This is a genomic window from Actinomadura sp. 6N118, assembly GCF_044326415.1.
Lineage (GTDB): Bacteria > Actinomycetota > Actinomycetes > Streptosporangiales > Streptosporangiaceae > Spirillospora.
In genome coordinates this window covers 770,028-793,656 of the sequence record NZ_JBIRAZ010000001.1, presented here as the reverse complement: position 1 = coordinate 793,656, position 23,629 = coordinate 770,028, and the positions used below count along the sequence as shown (strand labels likewise).

The window sequence follows — 23,629 nt, the reverse complement described above, 5'->3', positions numbered from 1 at the left end:
TCGCTGCGCAAGCTGGCGCTACGCCGCATCGCGCCCACGGTCGTGATCAGTACCAAACCCTGTCGCCGCGACGCTTGAGGCCCTCCGCGCCGCCGGATACGCGCCCACACTGGAAGCCGAAACGTGGGTGGAGCGGCCGACTTCGGCACAAGCTCGATTCGCTTCGCTGTGGCGGGGTGAGGTCGGAAAGCGTGATGTGCATGTGTCAGCCGCGTTTGCGAGCCGTTCAGTCGAAAATGCGGAGCAGGTAGACCAGACTCCAGAATCGCGAGTGGTGGCGCCGTGCGCTGGTCAACGCTGGCGCTGGGCGAAGGCGGCCGTGAAGCTGGAAGATCGTTTTTTTGGATGGCCAATCGGCCTGTAGGCGCCGAACTTTGTTTGGCTGCCCTGCCCCGGCCAGGTCGTCGATCAATTAGCAATATTAATCGAGCGATAAGTCAGCGGAAGGCTTTGAACCACATGACGGGCTGAAGGTATGGCGGTCGCAAGAGGACGGATTGACCAGCCGACATCACGGCTTGTACTCGTGCAAATACTTTTTAGTGCGAGGCAACCATTTGTGACCTCCCGGACATCTTAGGAATGTCATGGAGTTCAGGCGGCCGCTGCCCTTCCTCAATGGAAACGGCCCGCGACCGCATCCCCGCCTGCCCTCGAAGTTCCGCGATTCCTCGCGAATACGTGCCTGGAGGACTCCCATCATCCGTTCCCTTCGTCCGGCGGGTTCCCTCACTCTCGCCGCCGGAATGCTCCTGCTCGCGGCCGGCGGAACGCAGGCGGCGACGGCCGCGCCTTCCAAGCCGGGTCTCCACCTGCTGGTCGCCTCCAACACGGTGACCCTCGACACCACACCGAACTCACGCGGTGTCGAGCTCTATCTCGGAACGTACCTGGGCGCCACTGGTGCGCCTTTCGAGATCCAGGTCAAGCGCAGGTCGTACGGCGACCCGGTCGTGGCGACGCAGATCATCCGGCAGGGCGGCAAGGTCCGCACCCGGACGCTGCCGCGCAGCATGGTCGGCGATTTCCTCGGCCTGAAGAAGTTCCTGCACGTCACGCTGACCGACGCCCGGGGCAAGAAGGTCCTTGAACGCGACCAGGCCATCTGCCCTGCCGGTGAAGGCGCACGGACCGAGCCCGGCGGGCCGTCGACGTCTCCGTATCCGGTGGGCTGCGCAGGCAATCCGTTCACGCTCGGGTCGGTCTGGGGCATCCAACGCGGCTGGGCCATCCCCGCCAGAAGCGACGAGAACGAGAAGCCGGTCAAACTCGCGGTCGGCACGTACACGGCCACCGTCACCATCAACAAGGCCTATCGGGATCTGTTCGGGATCCCCGCGAAACCAAGGACCGTACGGGTCACGGTACGTATGAGGCAGGACGACGAACGTCCGCATCCGCGCAAGTCGGCGCCCACGCTCAGGGCGGCTTCGCGGCCCACCGGACCCAACGTGGTGCCCAAGGGACCCAAGCCCGACCTGCGTTCCCTGCCGGCATGGAACATCAAGCTCACCGACGGCCGCGGCGACGGGCACCCGGCGGCAACGAAGAAGGACTATCTCGCCTTCAGCGCCAACGTCTGGAACGCGGGTCCATCCCCGCTGGTCGTGGACGGCTTCCGCGTCAAGCAGGGTCTCATGGACGCCTACCAGTACTTCTACGACGCCAAGGGCAAGCAAGTCGGCCACGCCAAGACCGGCACCATGGAGTGGGACGCCCGGGACGGCCACGAGCACTGGCACTTCACCGACTTCGCAAGCTACCGGCTCCTCAAGGCCGACAAGAAGGAGGTCGTACGCAGCCAGAAGGAGGCGTTCTGCCTGGCCAACACCGACGCGATCAACTACCTGGTCAAGAACGCCAACTGGAAGCCGGGAAACACCGATCTGCACTCGGCCTGCGGTGACCTGTCATCGTTGTCGGTCCGCGAGGTGCTGGACGTCGGCAGCGGTGACACCTACTCGCAGGACCTGCCCGGCCAGTCGTTCGACGTGACGAACCTGCCGAACGGGACCTACTACATCCAGGTGATCGCCAACCCCGCCCGCCGGCTCTTCGAGTCCGACCTGAAGAACAACGTCGCGCTCCGCAAGGTCATCCTCAGCGGCAAGCCCGGCGCCCGCACCGTCACGGTGCCGCCCCACCAGCTCGTCAACGCCCCCTGACCGCCCCGGCGGACCCGGCTGGTCACACCACCGGCCGGGTCCGCTTCGTCTCGGCTGCCCAGGGAGGTCAGGGCCCGACCCAGCGGTGATAGTCGTCCAGGTTGACGTTGCTGCCGCAGATGATGCTGACCACGTGGCGATCGGCGAAGCGGTCCGGGTCTTCGAGGACGGCAGCGACGCCGAGGGCTGCTGAGGGTTCGACGACCAGGCCCGCGTGCTCCAGAAGCATCCGCATGCCCGCGACGATCGAGGCCTCATGGACCAGGACGGCGTCATCGGCCACGTTCAACAGGTCGTCCAGAACGGCGGGAATGGGGAATCGGCCGGCGACGCCGTCGGCGATGGTGTCGGTGGAGTCGGTGGTGATGACACGGCGCTCATGCCAGGAGCGGGTCATCGCGGGTGCGCCCTGGGGCTGTACGCAGATCACCTCGACTCCTGGCGCCAGAGCCTTCAAGACATAGCCCACGCCGGTGGCCATCGCACCGCCGCCCAGGGCGATCAGGACCACGTCGAAGGAGGACGCCTGGCGCGCGAGTTCAAGGCCGATGGTCGCCGCGCCCTCGCAGGTTTCGATGTCCAGGCTGTCCTCGACCAGCCGGATGCCGCGCTGCTGCGCGATGCTCGCCGCCCGTTCCCGGGCCATCTCGAAGTCGCCGTCGACCAACTCCAGCGCCGCACCTAGAGCGCGGATCCGATCAAGTTTGGCGGCGGGTGCCCGGTGCGATGCCACGACCGTCACGTCGAGGCCATGGCGGCGGCCTGACCAACCGAGTGCCTGGCCAAGGTTGCCGGCGCTGGCACACACCGCAGCGCCCCGGCTCTGATCGCTCAGCTGGCTCGCGACAAGCTCGGTACCCCGGGCCTTGAAGCTGCGGACAGGGTTGGCCGTCTCCAGTTTGATACTCACCGCACAACCAAGCGGACGTGCCAAGGCGTCGCACTGAAACAGCGGAGTGTCCAGGAACATCGGGTCGATCACACGGCGAGCCATGCGGATCCGGTCAAGATCGAGGCGCGTATTCAGCACGACGAGTCAACGTATCCCACAGGGTGGTCGCCCTTACAGCCAGCTCCATGAATCCGGAGCACCGACAAACGTCGGGATCGCTCACCGTGCGGAATGACGTGCCAGCTAGCGTCAGCAACCCCTCCGCCATCTGCCTTTGGCACCAGGCGCTGTCCCGAGCGTCCACCCGTTCGGGTGCCGCCCGATCGGCTGAGCCTGCAGACCAGATTCAGTGCGGCTAGGCCAGGTGAGGCGGGTGTTAACGATGGGGAAACATCTGCTGGTTTACAAAGACCCTCGTCTCTCAGCGCGAGGGGGCTTCGTGAGCTTTGACAGGTCCTCTTCCGCACGTTCGACGAGGAAAGGACCATTGTCGTGAAGTGTGTGACGACGGCTCGCGCCGGGCTCGCCTGCATGGTGACGCTGAGCATCGCGGTGCCTGCCACTGCTGCCGCATCCGCTCGCACCGGCTTCGGCCCAGACCGGATGGGGAATGTGCAGCAGGCGTTGAACACCCTTGCGGGCACTACCGGGGTGGTGGGCGCCATCGGGCAGGTATACGTCGATGGCCGGCGCGTCGGTCAGGGATCGGCCGGCACTCGTCTGCTGGGCGGCAGGGGCGGATCGATTCCCGCCGATTCGCGCTACCGCATCGGATCCCAGACCAAGGGGATGACCGCCACGGTCGTGCTGCAACTGGTCAAGGAAGGCAGGCTCGGCCTGGAGGACAAGCTCAGCGACATCCTGCCCGAAGTGGCCAACCACGACCTGGTGGAGCGAGCCGGTGAGATCACCGTACGGCAGCTGATCCGCAACACCTCTGGCATCCCCAACTGGTTCACCCCAGGGTTGGTCGACATCTTCGACACCACGACCTATGTCCGCCCGATCGACCTGGTGCGGATTTCACGCGGCCAACCTCGGACGGGGGAACCGGGAGAGAAGTTCTTCTACTCCAACACCAACTACACACTTCTGGGCATGATCATTGAGAAGGTGACCGGCACCGCCCTGGCCGCCGAATTCGCCCGGCGCCTGTTCGTCCCGCTCGGGATGAACCGCACCTATCTGCCCACAAGGCCCCCTGAGGGCATCAAGGGCCCGCACGGGCACGGCTACCACCCCGATGCCGACGGCAGGCCGCGCGACATGCACCGGTTCAACGCCAGCTACGGGGGCGCGGCCGGAGGAGTGATCTCCACCGCGCATGACATCACCGCCTTCCACCGCGCGTTCGCCCAAGGTGAGCTGCTGCCGCCGTCCCTCCAACGGGTGATCACCGACCCGCCCGAGGGCGTGCCGCAGCCGCCGGCCGGTGGCCTGTGCGGCGGCGCGCCCGTGCTGCAAGGGTCCGCGGGCGGCGCGCCCGGCTTCAACGCGGTGACCTTCACAACGGCCGATGGCCGCCACCAGCTCGCCATATCCACCACGGTGAGCCTGGCCAACGCCGGGACCGTCAGCCCGGCCGTCAACCAGGCGGTCAAAGCGGTGTTCTGCCCCGAAAAATAGCCAGCCGTCCCGCGCGCTCCAATCCAACGTCGCCAGCCTCCCGTAGGAGGCTCCTAGCGATGATCAGGAAACGAAGGGGCCGTTCTGATCGTTTGTCGCTACGATGGCCGCCCTCAGCGAAAGAAAGGCACGTTTTGATTATCTTTGGGCTGCAGGTCGTGTACTTCACCTTGAGCAAGGGGGTCTTCCACTGCCCTGACTGCGGCGGCGACCGCGAGTACCGGCGTCGGCAGGGCCGCAACTTCTTCAGTCTCTTCTTCATTCCGGTGATCCCGCTCAACAAGACCGGTGGCGAGTTCGTTCAGTGCGGCACGTGCAAGGGCCGCTGGAACATGGGCGTGCTGGAAGCGCCGACCACCGCCCAGCTCGCCTCGATGCCCGCCCTGCTCATGCGGCTGGCCGCCGCCCAGGCGCTGCGCTCGGGTGATGTCACCCACCCGGGAGCCCGCGACCACGCCGTCGCCGTCGTCCGCCGGACCGGTGACCACGCCTATGATCACGCGGCGCTGGACTACGACCTGTCTCGCCCGTTCGACCAGATCCGCGTCGAGATCGCGAACGCCGCCGGAGCGCTGGCGCCTGAGGCACGCGAGAACATCCTGGGCGCCGCCGCCGAGATCGCCTTCGCCGACGGCCCGCTCAGCGCCTCGGAAGAGGAGACCCTCGCTGTGATCGGGGCCGACCTCGGTCTCACCCGCGTCCAGGTCACCGGCGTCCTCTCGCTCGCCCGCCAATCGACCGGCCGCTGACAGGCGAAGCCTCCCACCTGTGGAGTCCTCAAAGGGCGGACCAGTAACTCGCGGCCATAGCGTGACCTGCGGTCTTCCGCCGCAGGGTGACGTGGGTTCGGTGTTCCCCACAATCGTGAAGGACCTCTCGCCGTGAGGATCGAGCTCGTCGACGACTCCGTCACGGCCATAGCGTGACCGTGACGGAGCCACCGATAGGAAGTAGGGCCTGGATCAGGCGACCCGGGCGGCGAAGTCAGAGCCCGCTTCGACGTCCTCGTCGAAGATGGGAAGGCTCTCGATGTGCAAGGCCCTCATGAGGGCCACCGTGGGAACCTGTAGCGCCATCCCAGTCGCATGACCGGGCACGGGAACGCCTCGGCGTGGACGAGCTTGTAGGCCGTATTGATGCTGACCCCGACCGCGCGTCCAGCGGTTGCTAGATCGACCACTGTGGGGAGTTCAAAGAGCTCGGGGAAGGTCACGGGCCTGACGTGTCCGCGGCGCCCCCGCGACAGGCCCTCTCCGTGCGCGGCTTGGTTGATCACGCTGCGTCATCCGATCGGCTGGCGCCCCGGGTCTGCAGCCCTGCCTTGCCGTCAGCGCGGCGTCGGGCGACGGCGCCCTTCAGAGCGGTGGGCGGGGCACCGGTGGCGTTGTCGATGAGCAAGTAGCCGGCCAACCGCCCCTCGGCGCGGGCGCGGCGCCGGTGACATGCCTGATATTGCAGACCCATTCTCTCGGCGACCGCGCCGAGACGTTCTCCCTCAAGCCGGGTGCGATTGATGAGGTCCGCTTCGCTCGTCGACAGCACGCCCTCATGCACGGCGCCGATGAGCGGGTGGGTTTCATGGTCCTGCCCGGTCTGATGGGCGGTGAACAGAGCGAGTTCCTCGCTGGGGATCTCCTGGAGCATGTGCGTGCGTGCCTTACAGCCGTGACGGTAGGCCGCCCACCAGAGGTGTGTACCAAGCCGGGGGCGGTTCGCATCTGCCTTGTGGAGCGCTTCGAGGAAGCCTGCGACGACCTCAGCTTCGACTTCCTTACGGTCGGTGATCAGGCCACGAGAAAGTTTGCTGACGATTCCGCGGAACCCCGGAACCATCATCCAGAGCGCTGCGAGCTGCCACTGCCCTTCGTGACTTTGCGCGCGGGCCACCAGTTCGGCCCACACGGCGTCGCGGAATGCGGGCTCCGCGGCCCTGTCCAGTATGAGGATGCGCGCCAGTCCCAACCGCACTGGCTCTGCAGGCTGTCCCTGTACGGGTTCACCTTCGAGCAGGATTTCCGACTCAAGGGATGTTTCCTTGAAATGCGCCTCGATTGCATCGAGCAGTCGTTCTGAACGCAAGCAGGACAACGCCTACACCGAAGGCTTGCGGGACGGTACCGCCCTGCGTCCCGGCACCGAGCCCATGACACCAACCGCTCCAGACCCGCGACAAGTCGGACCGGCGACCAGTCGGACCGGCTGCGCGACGCGCTGCGGTGCCGCATCCAGGAGGAACGGCTCGCCGATCCATCCGCGATCTACGCGCTGCACCTGCGGGCATCCAGGGCATTGGGCAGGTGGCGGCCGGTGATGGCGTCGAACGCCAGTCGCACCAAATTCCTTGACTGTGGCGGGCAAAGTAAAGGGAGTTTCTAGACTTTCCGGCATGGGTCAAATCTTGGTTGGCACTGCCTCCTGGACCGATAAGACGTTGCTGGAATCGGGTTGGTATCCCCCTACGGCCAAGACCGCCGAGGATCGGCTGCGGTTTTACGCCACCCAGTTTCCGCTGGTCGAGGTGGACGCGACGTACTACGCGCCGCCGGCGGAGCAGACCGCGTGTTTGTGGCGGGATCGTACGCCCGACGGCTTCACGTTCAACATCAAGGCGTTCTCGCTGCTCACACAACACCCCACGAGAGTCGCCGCGCTCTACACGGACTTGCGCGGGCTGGTGCCGGCCAAGCAGTCGGTATACCTCAAGGATGTGCCCGATCACGTTGCCGAGGAAGTGTGGGAACGGTTTCTGAGCGCGCTGTGGCCGCTGTACGAGGCGGGCAAACTCGGGGCGGTGCTGTTCCAGTTCCCGCGCTGGTTCCCGTTCGGCGAACGGACGCGGGCCTACATCCTTGAGGTGAAGGAGCGCTGCGCACCCGTGCGGATCTGCGTGGAGTTCCGCCATCACAGTTGGCTGAACGAGGAGAACGAGGCCACGACGCTGGAGTTCCTGGCCCAGCACGACGTGCCGTACGTGGGTGTGGACATGCCGCAAGGGCATCCCTCCTCGGTGCCGCCGGTGCTGGCAGCGACATCCGATCTGGTGGTCGTCCGCTTTCACGGCCACAGCGCCAGGTGGGACAGCCGCAGTGTCTACGACAAATTCGCCTACCTTTACAGCGAGGACGAACTGCAGGCATGGGCTCGCCGCATCGAGGAACTGGCTGCGGACGCCGTGACGACACACGTGATCTTCAACAACTGCTGCGCCGACCACTCCCAGCGCAACGCGGCGCGTATGGCCGCATTGCTGGACGGTGCTGGCCGGACGGATGGCGTGACTGCAGCGGACGACAGCTGAGTCTCGCGCTGCCCACGTCCAGCTCAGAGCCTGGAACGGGATGGTGACGAACGTTGGGTGGCGGAGAGAGGCGTAGCCCTTGGCGCCATCGTGGCCATCGCGGAGGCCGATGGGTCGTTCAGCGCTGCGGAGGGGTTGGATAGGCGGAAAGCATGACCTGTGTGTGGTCGTTAGCCTACGCTTCGTGATTTGTGAGGTCTACGCACGGGATCCGCGAGGAGCTGGCAGGGCGCGCCATCGAGCAGCGCTCCCCTCGGCGGACGTATCTGAGTGACAGCCAGGAGGACGTTCGTTTCCTCATTCCTGCGGTCCGGATCGCGGGGACGGACGAGCTGGTCGCCGCGGTGCGGGGGTCGGGTCTTTATGGGGTGGTGGCGTCACAGATCGAACGGGCTCGCTCGGGCTTCGAAGTGGGTACGGACGGCAAGCCCACGATTGAGAGCTTCGCTGAGCTCCTCGGTGTGCTGGACGAAAGTGACCAGGAGGCCGTCCGTCAGTCGGAGGAGAAGACGCGGGCGGCGCTGCGGTTCTGGGACCTGCTCGTCCGGACCGGTATGCTGCATGTCGATCGAACGAGGTCGCTCGCGTGGCCCGGGCCTGGCGCGATCGCGGTCACGGGGTCGGATGGCGACGCGGCGCTGGACGCGTGGCAGACGTTCCTCATCGCCATGCTTGATCACTGGAGTCTCTCGGAACACGAGGAGGCCGAGGAGATCGGGCTCTGCACCAACCTGCTCGTCTTCATGTACACGCAGGACGATCGGATCGCGCACGAACACCTGTCTCCGACGCCCGACCCCAAAGCCCGGGACTGCGTCCGTATCCATGTCGGCCTGCTCACGCATGCAGGGCTCGTTGAACAGGATCGGCTGGGAGTCCGGATCACACCGCTGGGCAGGTTCGTGTGCCGCGCCTTGCTCGAAGAGGCGAGCGGGCTGACGATCCCGGCGGTCGGGTCGTACGCCGGCGCCGATGCGACCACGCTGTTGGAGGCGCTCTCCGTCTATCGCGTCGATCACATCTCAGAGGAGGTGCGTGCCTGGTTGTCCAAGCGTTCGGTTGAGGCGGGCGCTGCGGAGATCCGGGGCGCACTGCGTGAGGTGGGCCCGATCGCTCGTCGTGCCGGGTTCGATCTGCTGGCCGGGACGATGAACGGCGCGTTCGGGGAAACCGGTAGGCGCGTTCTGGTGGAGCTTGTGGAGGATGATGAGCTCGGCGCGCTGGCCCACAACTTCCTGACCGCGCAGGAGAAGGAGCAGGTGCCTATGCCGGACAGGGCCGCGAACACCTGGGCCCTCGTCGACCTGGCGGCGATGAGCCTGCAGGCCGGGACACCTGCGCCCGAGATGATCGAACGGCTCGGGTACGTCGACCAGGAGCCCGACAAGATGGCCAAACTGATCTCTCTCTTCGGTGACGTCGACCACCCGTGGAACGTGCGCGTCCTTGAGGCGATGGTCGCCCACCATCCTCAGACGGAGGTCGCCGAGGCGGCGCGGCTCGCACGGGATCGCCTCGTTCCCACCACGGAGTCGTCCCTGCCGTAGCGGCCGGGCTCACCAACCACGAGCAGGCATAGTCGGAGCCGGAGGCACGGGCTCAACCGGGCTGAGATCGGCATCGCCTCCCACGGCGACGGCTGTACCACCCAAGGACAGAGGTTCTCCGCGTGCGGGCTCGGGGTTCGGGCCAGGAGGTCGGCCCAGCCCACGGCGATCGCGTCGGCTGGTGATCGGGTGGCCCTGCGAGCGGCAATACAATGCCCGCATGCGCTCCGATCCCGCCCACGATCAGATGGCCGGTCACCGGCGAGGGCATGTCTGAGCCGCAGGAGAGCAGCGCGCCGACAGCCCCATTCGGGAACGCCTCTCCGGAGAGGTTCGTCCTGTCGCGTCGATACGCCGCGGGCTCGGGTGGGGCGCGCGGGCTGTTGATCACGGTTCTCGGTGAGTACGTGCGCCGGGCCAGGCGACCCGCGCCCACGTCGGCCTTCATCGATGTGCTGGGCCGCCTCGGTGTTGACGAGAAGGCCTGCCGGCAGGCTCTGACCCGAGCCTCGGCGGACGGCTGGCTCGTCTCCAGGCGTGAAGGACGGTACGTGTGGTGGCGGCTCAGCCCGGCCTTCGAGGAGTTCCTCGATCTCGGCGCGCAGCGGATCTTCGGCTTCACCGCGACCCAGCCGGAGTGGGACCGTCGATGGCTGGTGGTGCTGGCACGGGCCGCCGAGACCAACCGGGCGGGCCGCGACCTGCTGCGCACCCGGCTGGGTTGGGCGGGGTTCGGTAACCCGGCGCCGGGAATCTGGATCAGCACCCACACCGACCGGGTCAAGGAGGCCGAGTTCGTCCTGCGGGAAGCCGGGGTGCACGACGATGCTCAGATCTTCCTCTCCGAGCACCTTGCCGGCGGCGACCTGCCGACCCTCGTGCGCCAGGCGTGGGATCTCGATGAGGTCGAGCGGGAGTACGAGGCGTTCCTCGCGACGTTCACACGTCAGCCGTCCGCTGATCCGCTGGTCCGGCTCACGCAACTCGTGCATGCCTGGCGCCGGCTTCCGCTGATCGATCCCGTACTGCCCACGGAACTGCTGCCCGCTGGGTGGAGCGGCGCTCGCGCCGCGAAGCTCTTCCACCGGCAACACGCCAAGTGGCTCCCCGCCGGGACACGCGAATGGGAGCGGATCAGCAGGCAGGCCCAGTAAAGGCTCCACCACGACACCGGCTCGCACAGCCTGTCGGGGTACGCCTCGCCCCCCTGCAACGAGCCGTACACGGCTGTGATCACCAGCGCTGGAGGGCGGCGACCGTCGTGGCCGCGTCGTCGTAGCCGCGTCGTCGTAGCCGCGTCGTCGTAGCCGCGTCGGCGTAGGGCGCGGCATCCCTGCCTGCGTCCGGACACACGGACGCCTCAGTCGCAAAACCATGGGGTATCACCTTCCATCTGTCGAAAGCTTTGGCATCTTCGGCGCCCGATACCTTCCTAGGATCCTGGTGCTGTACTGCGGAAATACCGTAAATAGATCTTCTACAAACTATTGACGGTCGTACTAGAAGATGTAGATTCAGGGCCCACCTCTCCCCCTAGGAGTCCTCATGGGCGTTCGCTCCGTCTCCTCCCTCATCAGATCGATCGCCGGATTGGCCGTCGGCGCCCTGGCGCTGTCGGGCTGCGGCTCGAGCCTGGACCAGTCCGGCGGCGGTAGCTCCGGCAGCGATGTCAAGGTCGGGCTGCTGGTGCCGCTGTCGGGTGTGTACGCGCCGCTCGGCGAGGACATGCGCAACGGCTTCCAGCTCTACCTCGACCAGCACGGCGGCAAGCTGGGCGGGCGCACCGTCAAGCTGGTCACCGCCGACGAAGGCGAGGGTCCGCAGACCGGTGTCCCGGCCGCGCAGAAACTGGTGACCCAGGACCAGGTCACCACCGTGGTCGGGGTGGTCAACTCGGCCACCGTGCTGGGGATGCGGGACTTCTTCCACGAGTCCAAGAAGCCGCTGCTGGTCGCTAACGCCGGAGCCGACGCCATCACCGGCGCCCGCAAGTCCGAGTACATCTGGCGCACCAGCTTCAGCAACGGCAAGGTCTCCGGCGCGCTGGGGCCTGAGGTCGCCAAGGACGTCAAGGGCAAGGTCTACCTGATCGCCCCCGATTACGCCGCGGGCAGGGAGATGGTCGCCGGGTTCCGCAAGGCCTTCGAAGCGGCCGGAGGCAAGGTGGCGGGCGAGAAGTACACGCCGTTCGGCAAGACGCAGGACTTCCAGCCGTACCTGTCGACGATCCGCGCCTCCGACGCCAAGGCCGTCTACACCTTCTACAGCGGGGCGGAGGCGGTGAGCTTCGTCAAGCAGTACAAGCAGTTCGGGCTGGCCGGCAAGACGCCGCTGTACGGCCCCGGTTTCCTCACCGAGGGCGGGGTGCTGGCCGCACAAGGCCAGACCGCGGTCGGGGTGAAGACCTCTCTGCACTACTCCACCGAACTGGACAACCCGCGCAACAAGGAGTTCGTGGACGGCTACCGCAAGAAGTTCAACGAGCCGCCCACCGTCTTCGCCGTGCAGGCCTATGACGCCGCCGCCGTGCTCGACAAGGCGCTGGCCAAGGCGTCCGGCACCGGCGGTGAGGAGCTGGTCAAGGCGCTGGGCGGCGTCGGGCCGATCGACAGCCCGCGGGGCCAGTGGAGCTTCGACGCCGACCACAACGTCCAGCAGAAGTTCTACCTGCGCGAGGTCAAGTCCAGCGGCGGCACGTTCGTCAACGCCGTCATCGGCGACCTCGGCTGAGCGGGCCCGGAATGGCAACTTACCTGGTGAGCATTCTCAACGGGCTGGCGATGGGTTCCCTGCTGTTCGCGATCGCGCTGGGCCTGTCGCTGGTGTTCGGGATGATGGACGTCCTCAACCTGGCCCACGGCGCGATCTACCTGGTCGGCGCATACGTCGCGGTGGCTCTTGTAGCCGACACCGGTGGCCTGGCGGCCTTCGTCCTGGCGGTGCTCGTCGCCGCGGTGGCGGGGGCCGTCCTGGGAGGTGCGCTGGCCGGGTTGACCCGGGCCACGCCGCACCACCTCGACCAGGCCCTGCTCACGCTGGGCATTGCCCTGGTGGTCACCGAACTGCTGTCGGTGGCCTTCGGCAACGACGTGCAGTCGATCGGCACCCCCGCCATGGTCGGCGGCGGCGTCAACGTGCTCGGCGAGACGTATCCGGTGTACCGGCTGCTGGTGATCGCTTTCGGTGTCGCTTTGGCGGCGGCGGTGTATCTGCTGGTGGAACGCAGCGCGCTGGGCTCGGTGATCAGGGCCACTGTGGCCGACCGTGCCATGGTCTCGGCGCTGGGCATCAACACCGGCCGGGTGCTGGTCGGGGTGTTCGCCGGCGGGGCGGCGCTGGCGGCGGTCGGCGGGGTGCTGGCCGGCCCGATCCTGGGCGCCGCACCCGGATTGGACGACGAGGTGATGCTGCTGGCGCTGGTCGTGGTGGTCGTCGGCGGCCTGGGTTCGGTCCGCGGCGCGCTGCTGGGCGCCGTGCTGATCGGGCAGGTGCAGGCTCTGGGCACCGCGCTTCTGCCCGAGTACGCCTCCTTCTTCCTTTTCGCGGCGATGGCGCTGGTGCTGCTGTTGCGCCCGGCGGGTCTGCTGCCCGCACGGACGGGGGTGCCGGCATGAAGGCGATACAGGAAGGCGTGGCAACGATGGAGACCACCGCGTCCCCGCCCGGAGCGAGCGAAAGCGAGACCGGCCGCGGCGCTGCCCGCCCGGCTCCCCGCAGGGCCGTGATCATGGTCGCGGTCGTCGCGATCCTGGTCGCGGCGCCGTTGATGCTGGGCCCCTACCCGGTGACGACCATGACGCGGATGCTCGCCTTCGCGGTGCTGGTGCTCAGCGTCGACCTGCTGACCGGGGTCACCGGGCTTCCCGCGCTGGGGCAGGCCGCCTACTTCGGCGTCGGCGCGTACACCGCCGTGCTGGTCGGCATCCACATCACCCCTGACGCCCTTGTGCAGACGCTCGCCGCCCTGGCGATGGGCCTGGTCGCAGCGGCCGTCACCGGATGGATCGCGGTGCGTGCCCGCGGCATCGTCTTCCTGATGCTGACGTTGGCGATCGGTGAATCGGTGCATCAGGTCGCCGACACCTGGAAGGCGGTGGGCGGCAGCAACGGCCTGGCCGGGATGCCACCGATCAGCCTGTTCGGCGGCCCGTCGCTGCTTGCCGCCGGCCTCGTCTACTGGTGGGTGCTGGCCGTGGCGATCGCCGTGCTCGCCGCCGTCGCCCTGGTCGTGCGTTCCCCCTACGGGCGGACGCTGCGCGGCATCCGCGACAACGAGTCCCGGATGCGGGCGCTCGGCTACCGTCCCGCACTCGCCCGCTACGGCGCTTTCTGCCTGGCGGGAGCCGTCGCCGGGGTCGGCGGTGCGCTGTGGGCCGCCCAAGCCCGGTTCGTCTCCCCCGGCGACATGGGCTTCGAGGTCGCGGCGCTGGCCCTGCTCAGCGTGGTCATCGGCGGATCGGGCAGCCTGTGGGGCCCGTGCCTGGGCGCGGCCCTGGTCCTGCTGGTACGCGACAACCTGTCGACCTACGTGGGCGGCCACGGCCCGCTCGTGCTGGGCGCGGTGTTCATCGCCGTCGTCTTCCTGATGCCGCGCGGCCTCGCGGGCATCACCGGCGTCCGCCGCCGTAAGGAGACCGCGTCATGACACCCGTTCTGCAACTGCAGGGGCTGACCCGCTCCTACGGCTCACTCACCGCCGTCGACCACGTCGACCTGGAGGTGGCCAAGGGCCGGCGGCACGCGCTCATCGGTCCCAACGGCGCCGGCAAATCAACGCTGTTCGCCACCGTGGCCGGGACGCTGCGCGCCTCCTCCGGGCACATCCTGTTCCAGGGGCAGGACGTCACCTCGCTGCCGGAAGCGGAACGGGCCCGGCGCGGCATGCTGCGCACCTACCAGCACGCCAGCCTGTTCCTCGGCTGCTCGGTGCTGGACAACGTCGCCCTGGCCACCCAGCGCGTCTGCCGCGTGGCGCACCGCCTCGACCGAGCCGCGCGGCGTTTCCGCCGCGTCCAGGACGAGGCGTTCCGTCACCTGGACGCCGTCGGCCTGGCGGGGCGGGCGCAGGAGAAGGTGGCCGCGTTGTCCCACGGCGAGCGGCGGCAACTGGAGGTCGCGATGGTCCTGGCCGCCGAGCCCACCCTCGTGATGTTCGACGAACCCACGGCGGGAATGTCGGCGGCCGAGACCGAACGGTTCGTGGCTCTGCTGGAAGGGCTTCCCGAGACGCTGACCATCGTCGTCGTCGAGCACGACCTTGACGTGGTGTTCCGCTTGGCCGACCACATCACTGTCCTGCACCTGGGGCGTGTGTTGGCCTCCGGGACGCCGGAGGAGATCCGCGCCGACGAGGCGGTGCAGCGCGCCTACCTGGGCGCGGCCCGGACCGAGGACCTGTTCATCGACGCCGGAGGACCGCGATGACCGAACCGACGAGCGCCCTGCTCACCGTGCGCGACCTGCGCGCCGGCTACGCGGGCACCACCGTGCTCGACGGCGTCGACTTCACCGTCCCAGCGGGCGGCGTCGTGGCGCTGCTCGGCCGCAACGGCGTCGGCAAGACCACGTTCATCCACACGGTGATGGGGATGCTCAAGCCGTACTCCGGCAGCATCCTCCTGGGCGACCGGGAACTCGCCGGGCAGGCCGCGCACGCCGTCGCTCGCAGCGGTGTCGCCATCGTCCCCCAGGGCCGTCGGGTTTTCGCGCCGCTGACCGTTGAGGAGAACCTGCGCATCGCCGCCAAAGGCCACCGCCGTGGTGCGTGGACACCGGCGCGGATCTACGAGCTGATGCCCCGTCTGGCCGAACGCCGTGGCAATCGCGGCGACGAGCTGTCGGGCGGGGAGCAGCAGATGCTGGCCATCGGGCGGGCGCTGCTGCGCAAGCCGCGGCTGCTTCTGCTGGACGAGCCGTCCGACGGACTGGCGCCCGCCGTCGTCCACCAGGTCGCCGAGGTACTGGAGGGCCTGCGCGCCGAGGGCATCGCCGTCGTCCTCGTCGAACAGGATCTTCACCTGGCGTTCCGCCTCGCCGACCAGGTCGCCGTCATGCAGAAGGGACGCATCGTGCACCGAAGCACCACCACCGACTTCCGCCGCGACCGCGACCGGGCCCACGCCCTCCTCGGCGTCGGCTGACCGGCCGCGCGAGCCCACCAAGACCCGGGAGAGGAACCCCCTTCATGAGACCGTCCCGCCCCACCGCCAGATCATGGACTTCCGTCCTGGCCACCCTTGTCGTGACGGCAGGCCTGACAGGCCTTGCACCGGCGGGCCGCTCTGCCGCCGCCGCGCGGCCAGGCGAGCCGGCCCGATCCTGCGCCGGCCTGGCCCGGCTGACCTTCACCGACGGGACCCGGGTCACCAGCGCCGAGCAGACCTCCACCACCCCGGCGATCTGCCGCGTCACCCTGCGAGTCCCCGAGAGCATCAACATTGCGATCTCCATGCCTGTGCACTCCTGGAACGGGCGCTTCCAGGGCGTTGGAGGTGGGGGCTTCGCCGGCGTCCTCACACCCCCCGACTCCGCCGCCAAGGCAGGCTACGCAGCGGCGTCCACCGACACCGGACACACCGGAACCCCGCTGACAGGCGACTGGGCATGGTCACCCACCGGAATGAAGTGGAACCAGATCAAGGACTTCGCCTACCGCTCCCTCCACGAACTGACCATCAAGGGCAAGGCGGTGACCCGCGCCTACTACGGGCGTCAGCCCGCCTACTCGTACTGGAACGGCTGCTCCACCGGCGGACGGCAGGGCCTGATGGAGGCCCAGCGCCACCCGCGGGACTACGACGGCATCCTCTCGGCCGCACCCGCCATCAACTGGGACCGGTTCCACCCCGCCCAACTGTGGCCCCAGGTCGTGATGCGGGAGATGGGGAACGTGATCTCCCCGTGCACGTTCGACGCGATCAACCAGGCCGTGACCGCCGCCTGCGACCCCGCAGACGGCGTCACCGACCAGATCATGGACCCCCGGAACTGCCGCTTCGATCCCTCGGCGCTGATCGGCACGAAGACCCCGTGCGGCACCATCACCGCCCGGGACGCCGCCGTCGTCAAACGCATATGGCAGGGACCGCGCCGCAAAGACGGCTCGTTCCTCTGGTACGGGCTGACGCCCGGGACGAAGTTCGCGGGGCTTGCCGGAAGCACCGCCGATCTGGAACCGACACCGTTCCCGATCACAGTCGAGTGGTTTAAATGGTGGCTGGCCAAGGACCCCGCCTTCGACTGGCGCAGCGTGACCACGGCCGGCCTCCCCGCCTACTTCGACCAGTCCCGCGCCGAGTACCACGACGTGCTCGGCACCGACGACCCCAACCTGCGCGCCTACCGCGACGCAGGCGGCAAGCTCATCATGTGGCACGGCTGGGCCGACCAGCTGATCTTCCCGCAGGGCACCATCGACTACTACCAGCGCGTCGCCGCCACGATGGGCGGACCGCACCGCACCGAACGATTCGCCCGGCTCTTCATGGCCCCCAGCGTCGACCACTGCGCCGGCGGCCCCGGCGCCGCCCCGGCCGACCCCCTCGCCGCACTGGTGACCTGGGTGGAGAAGGGCAAGGCCCCCGACACCCTACTCGGCCGCAACGGCGACATGACCCGGCCGCTGTGCCGCTGGCCCGCCGTCCCCCGCTACACGGGCCACGGCGCCGCCAACGACGCCGCCAACTTCCGCTGCGCACCCAAGTACTGACACGCGAACACCACGCCCACCACACCGCCCCGGCGACGTCACGTCGGGGCGCGGGTCACCAGGCTACGAAGCCGCCGTCCACCAGGAGGTCTGTGCCGGTGACGAAGGAGGCGGCGTCGCTTAGCAGGAAGATGGTGGGGCCGGCGATCTCGTCGACGGTGGCCATGCGTGCCATGGGGGTTTCGGACTCGAAGCGTTCGACGCGGTCGGCGACTTCAGGGCGGAGGTTCATGGGGGTGGCGGTGTAGCCGGGGCTGATGCTGTTGACGCGGACGCCGCGGGTGGCCCATTCGGTGGCGAGGCTCTTCGACAGGTGCATGACAGCGGCCTTGGAAGCGTTGTAGTGCGCCTGGGTGAGGCCGCGGTTGGCGATCGTTCCGGACATCGACGCGATGTTGACGATGGAGCCGCCGCCGTTGCGGAGGAGGGCTCGGCCTTCGGCTTGGCAGGAGAGGAAGACGCCGGTGAGGTTCACGTCGATGACCTTCTGCCACTGGGAGAGGGACATGTCCTCTGCGGGCGCCGCGTTGGCGATCCCAGCGGCGTTGACTGCCAGGCGCAAGGGGCCGAGGGAACGTTCGGCCAGGCTTACGGCCTCGTCGAGGTCGGTGGCCTGGGTGACGTCGCCGTGGAACGCCACTGCGTGCCGGCCCGCTTTCTCGATGGCCTCGACGGCCACGTCCAGGTCGGCACCGGGCAGGTCCAGGCAGGCGACGTCGGCGCCCATCTCGGCGAGGGCGATCGCCAGGCGCCGGCCGATGCCCGATCCGGCGCCGGTCACGAGGGCGACCCGGTCGTCGAGGCGGAACGAGGGTGCGGTCACGGGGTGCTCCTGTCGGGTTCGTCGGCGAGGCGCCGGGCCACGCCCAAGTCGGTGATGAGGACGTCGATCCAGCCGCCGCGCAGGGCGGCGCGGATCGCGGCGTACTTGCGGTGGCCGCCGGCGACGCCGATGCGGCGCGGGATGCCGCGGAACGTTCCGGGCGCGATCCCGATGACGCGTTCGTCCAGGTCGGTGTTCAGCAGTGTGCCGTCCTCGTCGAAGAAGTGCAGGCTGATGTCGCCCACGCCGCCGAGGCGCCGCAGCTCTTCTTGTTCCTCGGCCGAGAAGATGTTGCCGCTCTCGCGCAGCAGCGGGGACGGCTCCAGGCTGCCGATGCCGACGAGCGCGACGGTCAGCCGGTCCCAGGACGCGATGACGTCGGCGACCTTGGGATCTGCGACGATCGCGTCACGGGCCGCGCGGTTGCCGACGACACCGGGCGCGGAGATGAAGATGGGCTCGGCGCCGGTGATGTCGGCGAGGCGGCCCATCAGGCGCGTAGCCTGCACCTGCACTTTGGGGTCGCCGACGCCGCCGACAAGCTGCACGACCTGCTCCAAGAACCGCCCGCCGGGTTTGGAACGCATGGCCTCCACGGTGGCGAGCAGCGTCGCGCTCCAGGAGGAGATGCCGACCCGGTCACCCTCCATGAGGGTGGTCTCCAGGTAGACGGCGGTGGCGGCGCCGAGGGCGGGCAGGACCTCCTCGCCCTCGCCCTCCACGTCGACGATGGCCATGTCACGGAGCCCGTACCGGTTCTGCACCGCCTCCTCCAGATCGGTGAAGACCCCGGCGGGCGGTACGACGATGGTCCGGACGATGCCCAGCTCGACGGCCTGCTTGAGCAATCGGGACACCCGCGGCTGGGAGATGCGCAGCTCCTCGGCGATCTGCGGCTGGCGCATCCCCCGCTCGTGGTACATGCGGGCGACCCGGGTCATCAGGCGCAACTGCTCGTCGGTGGTCGCCATGCGGGTGGCGCGGCGGATGCTGGTCATCGTGGCCTTTCGGACTGTGGGCCGGCGCGGACGTTCCGGCACTGAGCATCATGCCGTGGCCAGCCGCATGACGGCGGTGTCGGTGGCTTCCGCCCCGGCCAGAATGCCCCGCAGCCGTCCTCGGCTGAGCACCAGGACGCGGTGCGACAGGCCCAGCACCTCGTCGAGGTCGGAGCTGACGACGATCACCGCCATCCCCGAACGGGCGAGGTCGGCGATCACCTCGTAGATGGCGGCCCGGGCACCGACGTCGATGCCGCGGGTGGGCTCGTCCAGGATCACGACCTTGGGCCGCCGCGCCAGCCACTTGGCGATGACGACCTTCTGCTGGTTGCCGCCCGACAGGGTGCTCACCGGCTGGGACGGCCGTCCCCTGATGCCCATCTCGGTGATCGCGGCGCTGGCGGCGGAGGCCACGCGCTGCGGCGTGAGCCAGCCGCGCGTGGCGACGCGGTCCAGATTGGGCAGCGCGACGTTGTCGCCGATGGACAGGTCGAGGACGGCGCCCTGGTTCTTGCGGTCCTCGGGAACGAGCACGACCCCGGCGTCGATGGCGTCGCGCGGCCCGCGCAGCCTCAGCACGTCGCCCTCCACCGAGACCGTGCCCGTCTTGACCGGGTCGACTCCGGCGACCGCCCGGACGAGTTCGGTGCGGCCGGCTCCGACGATGCCCGCGATCCCGAGGATCTCGCCCTCATGGACGTCGAACGAGACGTCCTGGAACGTCCCGTTGGCGGCCGTGAGCTCGTCCACGCGCAGAACGGCGCGTTCGCGCGGCGCCCCGGTGTCGGGGAAGATCCGTTCGATGCTGCGGCCGACCATCTCCTCCACGAGCTGGGCCACCGGAACGTGGGCGGTGTCGTGCGAGGCGACTCGCTGGCCGTCGCGCATCACCACGATGCGGTCGCAGATGCGGGTGATCTCCTCCAGCCGGTGGCTGATGTAGATGAACGCCATGCCCTCGCCTTTGAGGGCCTCGATCCGTTCGAAGAGATGATCGGTCTCGTCGGAGCCGAGCGCGGCGGTGGGCTCGTCCAGGATGAGCAGCCGGGCGTTCAGCGTGAGCGCCTTGGCGATCTCGACCTGCTGCTGTTCGGCGACGCGCAGGGTCCGGACGAGCCGGGTCGGCGGGATGTCCAGCCCGAGCCTTGTGAGCTGCTGGCTGGCCCGCCGGTTCATCTCCGCACGATCGATCCTGCCGCCGCGCTGGAGGAGGCGCCCGACGAAGACGTTCTCCGCCACCGACAGATCCGGCAACAGCCGCATCTCCTGGTGGATGAGCCCGATGCCCTGGCTGATCGCCTCGCCGGGCGAACCCGGCGCGTAGGGCTCGCCGTTCCACGTCATGTCGCCGGTGTCGGACGGGAACGTCCCGGCGATCACGTTGGAGAGCGTCGACTTGCCCGCGCCGTTCTCGCCCAGCAGGGCCACGACCTCCCCCGGGCGTACGTCGAGGTCGATGTGGTCGAGCGCCTGGGTCGCGCCGAAGCGCTTGGACACACCCCGAACGACCAGGCCACGGCTGCCGTTGTCAGTCATTGCACGTTCCTACCGAGTCGGTGCGTTCCTACGGGGCCGCGGCACGTTGGTCCGGAGCCGCCGCGCGTTCGTACGGGAGTCATGGCGCGTTCCTACGGGTGGGTGGCGATGTATTCGTCGGCCTTGGCCGTGTCCTTCTTGGTCAGCAGGAACGCGGGCTGAAGCTGCTGAGCAGGCACCGCCTTGCCGTCGATGACGCTGATCGCGGTGTCCACGGCCATCCGGCCCATCTTGCGGGTCTGCTGGACCATGGTGGCGTCGATCGTCCCGGCGCGGACCGCCTTGATCCCGGCCACGTCGCCGTCGAACCCGACGATCGTGTACTTCTTGCCAGTACCAGCGGACTTGACCGCCTGGGCGGCGCCGAGCGCCATCGCGTCGGCCTGGCCCCAGAAGATGTTGATGCTGGGCTTGGCCTGGAGCATGTCCTGTGCGACCGAGAACGCCTTGTCCTGCGCCCACTCGGCGGTCTGCTGCGAGACGACCTTGACCCCGGGCGCGGCTGCGAGCGCCTCGCCGAAGCCCTTCTGCCGATCGACCTGCGGCGTCGTCCCGATCTGGCCCTGGAGGATGGCCAGCTGTCCCTTGCCACCCACGCTCTTGGTCGTCCATTCGCCGAGGGTCTTGGCGGCGGCGACGCTGTCGGTGGCGATGAACGACTTGCCGGGCTGGTCCGGCGGGTTGCGGTCCACGGTGATGACGGGGATCTTGGCGCGTTCGGCGGCCTTGACCGGCACGCCCGCGGCGGTGGCGCCCGCCGGGATGTAGATGATCGCCTTGACCTGGCGGCTGATGAAGTCCTGGATCTGGTTGACCTGGGTGGCCGAGTCGCCCCGGGCGTCCGCGACGACGACCTCGACGTTCTTGGTCTTGGCCTGCTCCTCGACCGCCTGCTTGATCTGGTTGAAGAAGTCGGCCTGGAGGTTGGCGACGGCGAGACCGATGACGATCTTGCCTTCGCCGGACGAGCCGCCGCGTCCGCAGCCGGCGACGCCCAAGGCGAGCACAGCCGCCATTCCTATGGCCATGGGGGTTTTCATGGGGTGGATACTCCTTCTGCTGGGCAGCCTTGCGGCTTCTGCCAGTGAGCCTCGCGGCCAGGGGGCCTCGCGGCGTTTGCTAGTGGGCCTCGCGGCCAGGGGGCCTCGCGGCGTTTGCTAGTGGGCCTCGCGGCGCCGGAGCACGTCGAGCATGACCGCGAGCGCGATCACCGCGCCGATGACGATCTGCTGGACGAACGGGGAGACGCTGAGGAGGTTGAGGCCGTTGCGCAGCACTCCGATGATCAGGACGCCGATCACGGTCCCGGTGACGCGGCCGACGCCGCCGGACAGGCTGGCGCCGCCGATCACCACGGCGGCGATGGTGTCGAGCTCGTAGCTCAGGCCCGCGCTGGGCTGGGAGGAGTCGAGCCGCATGGTCATGAAGACACCCGCCAGCCCCGCCAGCAGCCCGGCCACGACGTAGACGAGCGTGGTGGTCTTCTTGACGCTGATGCCCGCCAGCCGCGCCACCTCGGGGCTGCCGCCGATGGCGTAGATCGAACGGCCGCCGGAGCGGTAGCGCATGTACGCCCAGCCCGCTACGTACAGCAGTACGAGCACAATCGAGGTGACCGTGAAGATGCCCAGGTAGCGCACGGTGGACAGGTTGTCGAACCAGTCGGGGTACCCGACGATCTGCTGCCCGTCAGTGATCACGTTCGCGACACCGCGGGCGATCGACAACATCGCCAGGGTCGCGATGAACGGCGGCAGCTTGGCCATGGTGATGCCGAGGCCGGACAGCAGCCCGCACAGGCCGCCGACCGCGATCGCCGTGATCGCGCTGAGCCACAGCGGCCAGCCCGCCTCGTGCGACAGCCAGCCGACGACCATCGTCGCCAGCGCGAGCACCGCGCCGACCGACAGATCGATGCCGCCCATGATGATCACAGCGGTCATGCCGAGCGCCAGGATCCCCAGAATGGTGATCTGATCGACGATGTTGAGCAGGTTAGGGCCGGTCAGGAAGTGCGGCGTCGCGATGAAGAGGGCGACGCACAGGGCCACGAGGCCGAGCGCGGGCCCACGTGAGCCTGTCAGCAGCTGATCCGCCCATGCAGGTGTTCTCGAACGCCCCCTGCCCGGCGATGTGTCGACGGCCGACACCGTGTCCTGCGTCGTGCTCATCAGGATCTCCTCGTACTAGCTCATGAACATGCCGCCGTCGACGTTGATCGCCTGACCGGTGATGTAGGCGGCGTCGTCCGAGGCTAGGAAAAGCAGCAGATTGGCTATGTCGTCGTTGGTTCCGGCGCGGCCGAGCGGGATGTTCGCGACCCATTCGGCCATCAGTTCGCCAGGCTTGTATCCGCCGGGCTTGGTTCCGCCGGGCTTGGTTCCATCGGGCTTGGTTCCACCGGACTTGGATCCGCCGGACTTGGATCCGCCGAGCAGGCGGCCCCACTCGCGGTCGTTGTAGTCCCACATGTCGCTGTCGACGATGCCGGGACAGTAGGCGTTGACGGTGATCTGATCCTCGGCGAGTTCCTTGGCCAGACTCTGGGTGAGGCCGACGACGCCGAACTTGCTGGCCGCGTAATGCGGGGTGTAGATGAAGCCCTGTCTTGCCTGGCCCGAGGCGGCGTTGAGGATGCGTCCGCCTCGCCCGTTCCTCCGCATGATGGCGGCGGCGGCCTGGGCGCAGAGGAACGTGCCGGTGGTGTTGACGTTCAGGACCTTTTGCCAATCGCTGAGGGTGAGGTCCTCCAGGCGGCTGATGGTGATGACGCCTGCGTTGTTGACGAGAACGTCCAGGCGGTCGAGCCCGCCGAAGGCGGCAGTGACGTCGCCACGGTCGGTGACGTCGGCCTTGACTCCTCGCGCGTTGTGCCTTTCGGCCGTTTCTTCTATGCCGTCGTCCAGGTCGAGCATCAGGACGTCGGCTCCCTCCTCGGCAAAGCGTCGCGCTATGCCCAGGCCGATGCCCCGCCCCGCTCCGGTGACGGCCACGGTCTTGCCCTCGAACCTCATGCCGGCCTGCCCTCGAGCC

The 23,629-nt window shown here is 68.3% G+C and carries 20 protein-coding genes; 12 read left to right on the top strand and 8 right to left on the bottom strand.

Going from position 1 to position 23,629, the window contains the following annotated elements; translation table 11 throughout:
- The first annotated feature begins 587 nt into the window (after window positions 1–587).
- On the top strand, window positions 588–2,165 hold the full coding sequence (locus tag ACH34W_RS03425) for a lysyl oxidase family protein (protein WP_395959183.1): 1,578 nt from the start codon (window positions 588–590) through the stop codon (window positions 2,163–2,165).
- Between the two features lie 67 nt (window positions 2,166–2,232).
- Here the strand turns inward: ACH34W_RS03425 and ACH34W_RS03420 are convergent, their stop codons facing one another.
- A complete protein-coding gene (locus ACH34W_RS03420; protein ID WP_395959296.1) occupies window positions 2,233–3,135 on the bottom strand; it encodes a threonine/serine dehydratase in 903 nt (300 codons plus the stop codon).
- A 414-nt stretch (window positions 3,136–3,549) separates the two neighbouring features.
- Between ACH34W_RS03420 and ACH34W_RS03415 the strand changes: the two genes are divergently transcribed.
- Together ACH34W_RS03415 and ACH34W_RS03410 are read left to right on the top strand one after the other, a co-directional pair.
- The gene (locus tag ACH34W_RS03415; RefSeq protein ID WP_395959182.1) at window positions 3,550–4,683 is read left to right on the top strand and encodes a serine hydrolase domain-containing protein; all 1,134 of its coding nucleotides are present in this window, start codon (window positions 3,550–3,552) and stop codon (window positions 4,681–4,683) included.
- Window positions 4,684–4,841: 158 nt separating this feature from the next.
- Complete coding sequence (locus tag ACH34W_RS03410; RefSeq protein ID WP_395959181.1) at window positions 4,842–5,432, top strand: hypothetical protein; 591 nt, start codon at window positions 4,842–4,844, stop codon at window positions 5,430–5,432.
- Between the two features lie 523 nt (window positions 5,433–5,955).
- Here ACH34W_RS03410 and ACH34W_RS03405 read toward each other — a convergent pair.
- Window positions 5,956–6,762, bottom strand: coding sequence for a hypothetical protein (locus ACH34W_RS03405; protein WP_395959180.1), 807 nt, complete (start codon window positions 6,760–6,762; stop codon window positions 5,956–5,958).
- A gap of 268 nt (window positions 6,763–7,030) precedes the next feature.
- Between ACH34W_RS03405 and ACH34W_RS03400 the strand changes: the two genes are divergently transcribed.
- The 9 genes from ACH34W_RS03400 (at window position 7,031) to ACH34W_RS03360 (ending at window position 17,236) form a co-directional block, all read left to right on the top strand.
- The gene (locus ACH34W_RS03400; RefSeq protein ID WP_395959179.1) at window positions 7,031–7,981 is read left to right on the top strand and encodes a DUF72 domain-containing protein; all 951 of its coding nucleotides are present in this window, start codon (window positions 7,031–7,033) and stop codon (window positions 7,979–7,981) included.
- A 191-nt stretch (window positions 7,982–8,172) separates the two neighbouring features.
- The gene (locus ACH34W_RS03395; protein WP_395959178.1) at window positions 8,173–9,528 is read left to right on the top strand and encodes a hypothetical protein; all 1,356 of its coding nucleotides are present in this window, start codon (window positions 8,173–8,175) and stop codon (window positions 9,526–9,528) included.
- 269 nt (window positions 9,529–9,797) lie between these two features.
- A complete protein-coding gene (locus ACH34W_RS03390; RefSeq protein ID WP_395959177.1) occupies window positions 9,798–10,682 on the top strand; it encodes a PaaX family transcriptional regulator C-terminal domain-containing protein in 885 nt (294 codons plus the stop codon).
- A 391-nt stretch (window positions 10,683–11,073) separates the two neighbouring features.
- Window positions 11,074–12,258: an ABC transporter substrate-binding protein gene (locus ACH34W_RS03385; protein ID WP_395959176.1), complete on the top strand. Its 1,185-nt coding sequence runs from the start codon at window positions 11,074–11,076 to the stop codon at window positions 12,256–12,258.
- 26 nt (window positions 12,259–12,284) lie between these two features.
- On the top strand, window positions 12,285–13,142 hold the full coding sequence (locus ACH34W_RS03380; protein WP_395959175.1) for a branched-chain amino acid ABC transporter permease: 858 nt from the start codon (window positions 12,285–12,287) through the stop codon (window positions 13,140–13,142).
- A complete protein-coding gene (locus tag ACH34W_RS03375; RefSeq protein ID WP_395959174.1) occupies window positions 13,139–14,173 on the top strand; it encodes a branched-chain amino acid ABC transporter permease in 1,035 nt (344 codons plus the stop codon). The genes ACH34W_RS03380 and ACH34W_RS03375 overlap by 4 nt, the downstream gene beginning before the upstream one ends.
- Entirely contained in the window at window positions 14,170–14,952 is a 783-nt protein-coding gene (locus ACH34W_RS03370) for an ABC transporter ATP-binding protein (RefSeq protein WP_395959173.1), read from the top strand. The genes ACH34W_RS03375 and ACH34W_RS03370 overlap by 4 nt, the downstream gene beginning before the upstream one ends.
- Window positions 14,949–15,668: an ABC transporter ATP-binding protein gene (locus ACH34W_RS03365; protein WP_395959172.1), complete on the top strand. Its 720-nt coding sequence runs from the start codon at window positions 14,949–14,951 to the stop codon at window positions 15,666–15,668. The genes ACH34W_RS03370 and ACH34W_RS03365 overlap by 4 nt, the downstream gene beginning before the upstream one ends.
- A gap of 44 nt (window positions 15,669–15,712) precedes the next feature.
- Window positions 15,713–17,236 (top strand): tannase/feruloyl esterase family alpha/beta hydrolase, encoded by a 1,524-nt coding sequence (locus tag ACH34W_RS03360; protein WP_395959171.1) that lies wholly within the window; start codon window positions 15,713–15,715, stop codon window positions 17,234–17,236.
- Window positions 17,237–17,291: 55 nt separating this feature from the next.
- Here ACH34W_RS03360 and ACH34W_RS03355 read toward each other — a convergent pair whose 3' ends face one another.
- The 6 genes from ACH34W_RS03355 to ACH34W_RS03330 form a co-directional block, all read right to left on the bottom strand.
- Window positions 17,292–18,059, bottom strand: coding sequence for an SDR family oxidoreductase (locus ACH34W_RS03355; RefSeq protein WP_395959170.1), 768 nt, complete (start codon window positions 18,057–18,059; stop codon window positions 17,292–17,294).
- Window positions 18,056–19,057 carry a sugar-binding transcriptional regulator gene (locus ACH34W_RS03350; RefSeq protein ID WP_395959169.1) on the bottom strand — a complete coding sequence of 334 codons (1,002 nt, stop codon included), beginning with the start codon at window positions 19,055–19,057 and terminating at the stop codon, window positions 18,056–18,058. Before ACH34W_RS03350 ends, ACH34W_RS03355 begins: the two co-directional genes overlap by 4 nt.
- A 48-nt stretch (window positions 19,058–19,105) precedes the next feature.
- A complete protein-coding gene (locus ACH34W_RS03345) occupies window positions 19,106–20,596 on the bottom strand; it encodes a sugar ABC transporter ATP-binding protein (RefSeq protein ID WP_395959168.1) in 1,491 nt (496 codons plus the stop codon).
- Between the two features lie 92 nt (window positions 20,597–20,688).
- The gene (locus ACH34W_RS03340) at window positions 20,689–21,636 is read right to left on the bottom strand and encodes a sugar ABC transporter substrate-binding protein (RefSeq protein WP_395959167.1); all 948 of its coding nucleotides are present in this window, start codon (window positions 21,634–21,636) and stop codon (window positions 20,689–20,691) included.
- Window positions 21,637–21,753: 117 nt separating this feature from the next.
- A complete protein-coding gene (locus tag ACH34W_RS03335; protein ID WP_395959166.1) occupies window positions 21,754–22,767 on the bottom strand; it encodes an ABC transporter permease in 1,014 nt (337 codons plus the stop codon).
- A gap of 15 nt (window positions 22,768–22,782) precedes the next feature.
- A complete protein-coding gene (locus ACH34W_RS03330; protein WP_395959165.1) occupies window positions 22,783–23,610 on the bottom strand; it encodes an SDR family oxidoreductase in 828 nt (275 codons plus the stop codon).
- Between the last annotated feature and the right edge of the window lie 19 nt (window positions 23,611–23,629).

Coding starts and splice junctions, on each gene's coding strand:
- ACH34W_RS03335 (WP_395959166.1), bottom strand. CDS start 22,767: ATGAGCACGACGCAGGACACGGTGTCGGCCGTCGACACATCGCCGGGC.
- ACH34W_RS03370 (WP_395959173.1), top strand. CDS start 14,170: ATGACACCCGTTCTGCAACTGCAGGGGCTGACCCGCTCCTACGGCTCA.
- ACH34W_RS03365 (WP_395959172.1), top strand. CDS start 14,949: ATGACCGAACCGACGAGCGCCCTGCTCACCGTGCGCGACCTGCGCGCC.
- ACH34W_RS03420 (WP_395959296.1), bottom strand. CDS start 3,135: ATGTTCCTGGACACTCCGCTGTTTCAGTGCGACGCCTTGGCACGTCCG.
- ACH34W_RS03425 (WP_395959183.1), top strand. CDS start 588: ATGGAGTTCAGGCGGCCGCTGCCCTTCCTCAATGGAAACGGCCCGCGA.
- ACH34W_RS03390 (WP_395959177.1), top strand. CDS start 9,798: ATGTCTGAGCCGCAGGAGAGCAGCGCGCCGACAGCCCCATTCGGGAAC.
- ACH34W_RS03330 (WP_395959165.1), bottom strand. CDS start 23,610: ATGAGGTTCGAGGGCAAGACCGTGGCCGTCACCGGAGCGGGGCGGGGC.
- ACH34W_RS03350 (WP_395959169.1), bottom strand. CDS start 19,057: ATGACCAGCATCCGCCGCGCCACCCGCATGGCGACCACCGACGAGCAG.
- ACH34W_RS03360 (WP_395959171.1), top strand. CDS start 15,713: ATGAGACCGTCCCGCCCCACCGCCAGATCATGGACTTCCGTCCTGGCC.
- ACH34W_RS03375 (WP_395959174.1), top strand. CDS start 13,139: ATGAAGGCGATACAGGAAGGCGTGGCAACGATGGAGACCACCGCGTCC.
- ACH34W_RS03340 (WP_395959167.1), bottom strand. CDS start 21,636: ATGAAAACCCCCATGGCCATAGGAATGGCGGCTGTGCTCGCCTTGGGC.
- ACH34W_RS03345 (WP_395959168.1), bottom strand. CDS start 20,596: ATGACTGACAACGGCAGCCGTGGCCTGGTCGTTCGGGGTGTGTCCAAG.
- ACH34W_RS03385 (WP_395959176.1), top strand. CDS start 11,074: ATGGGCGTTCGCTCCGTCTCCTCCCTCATCAGATCGATCGCCGGATTG.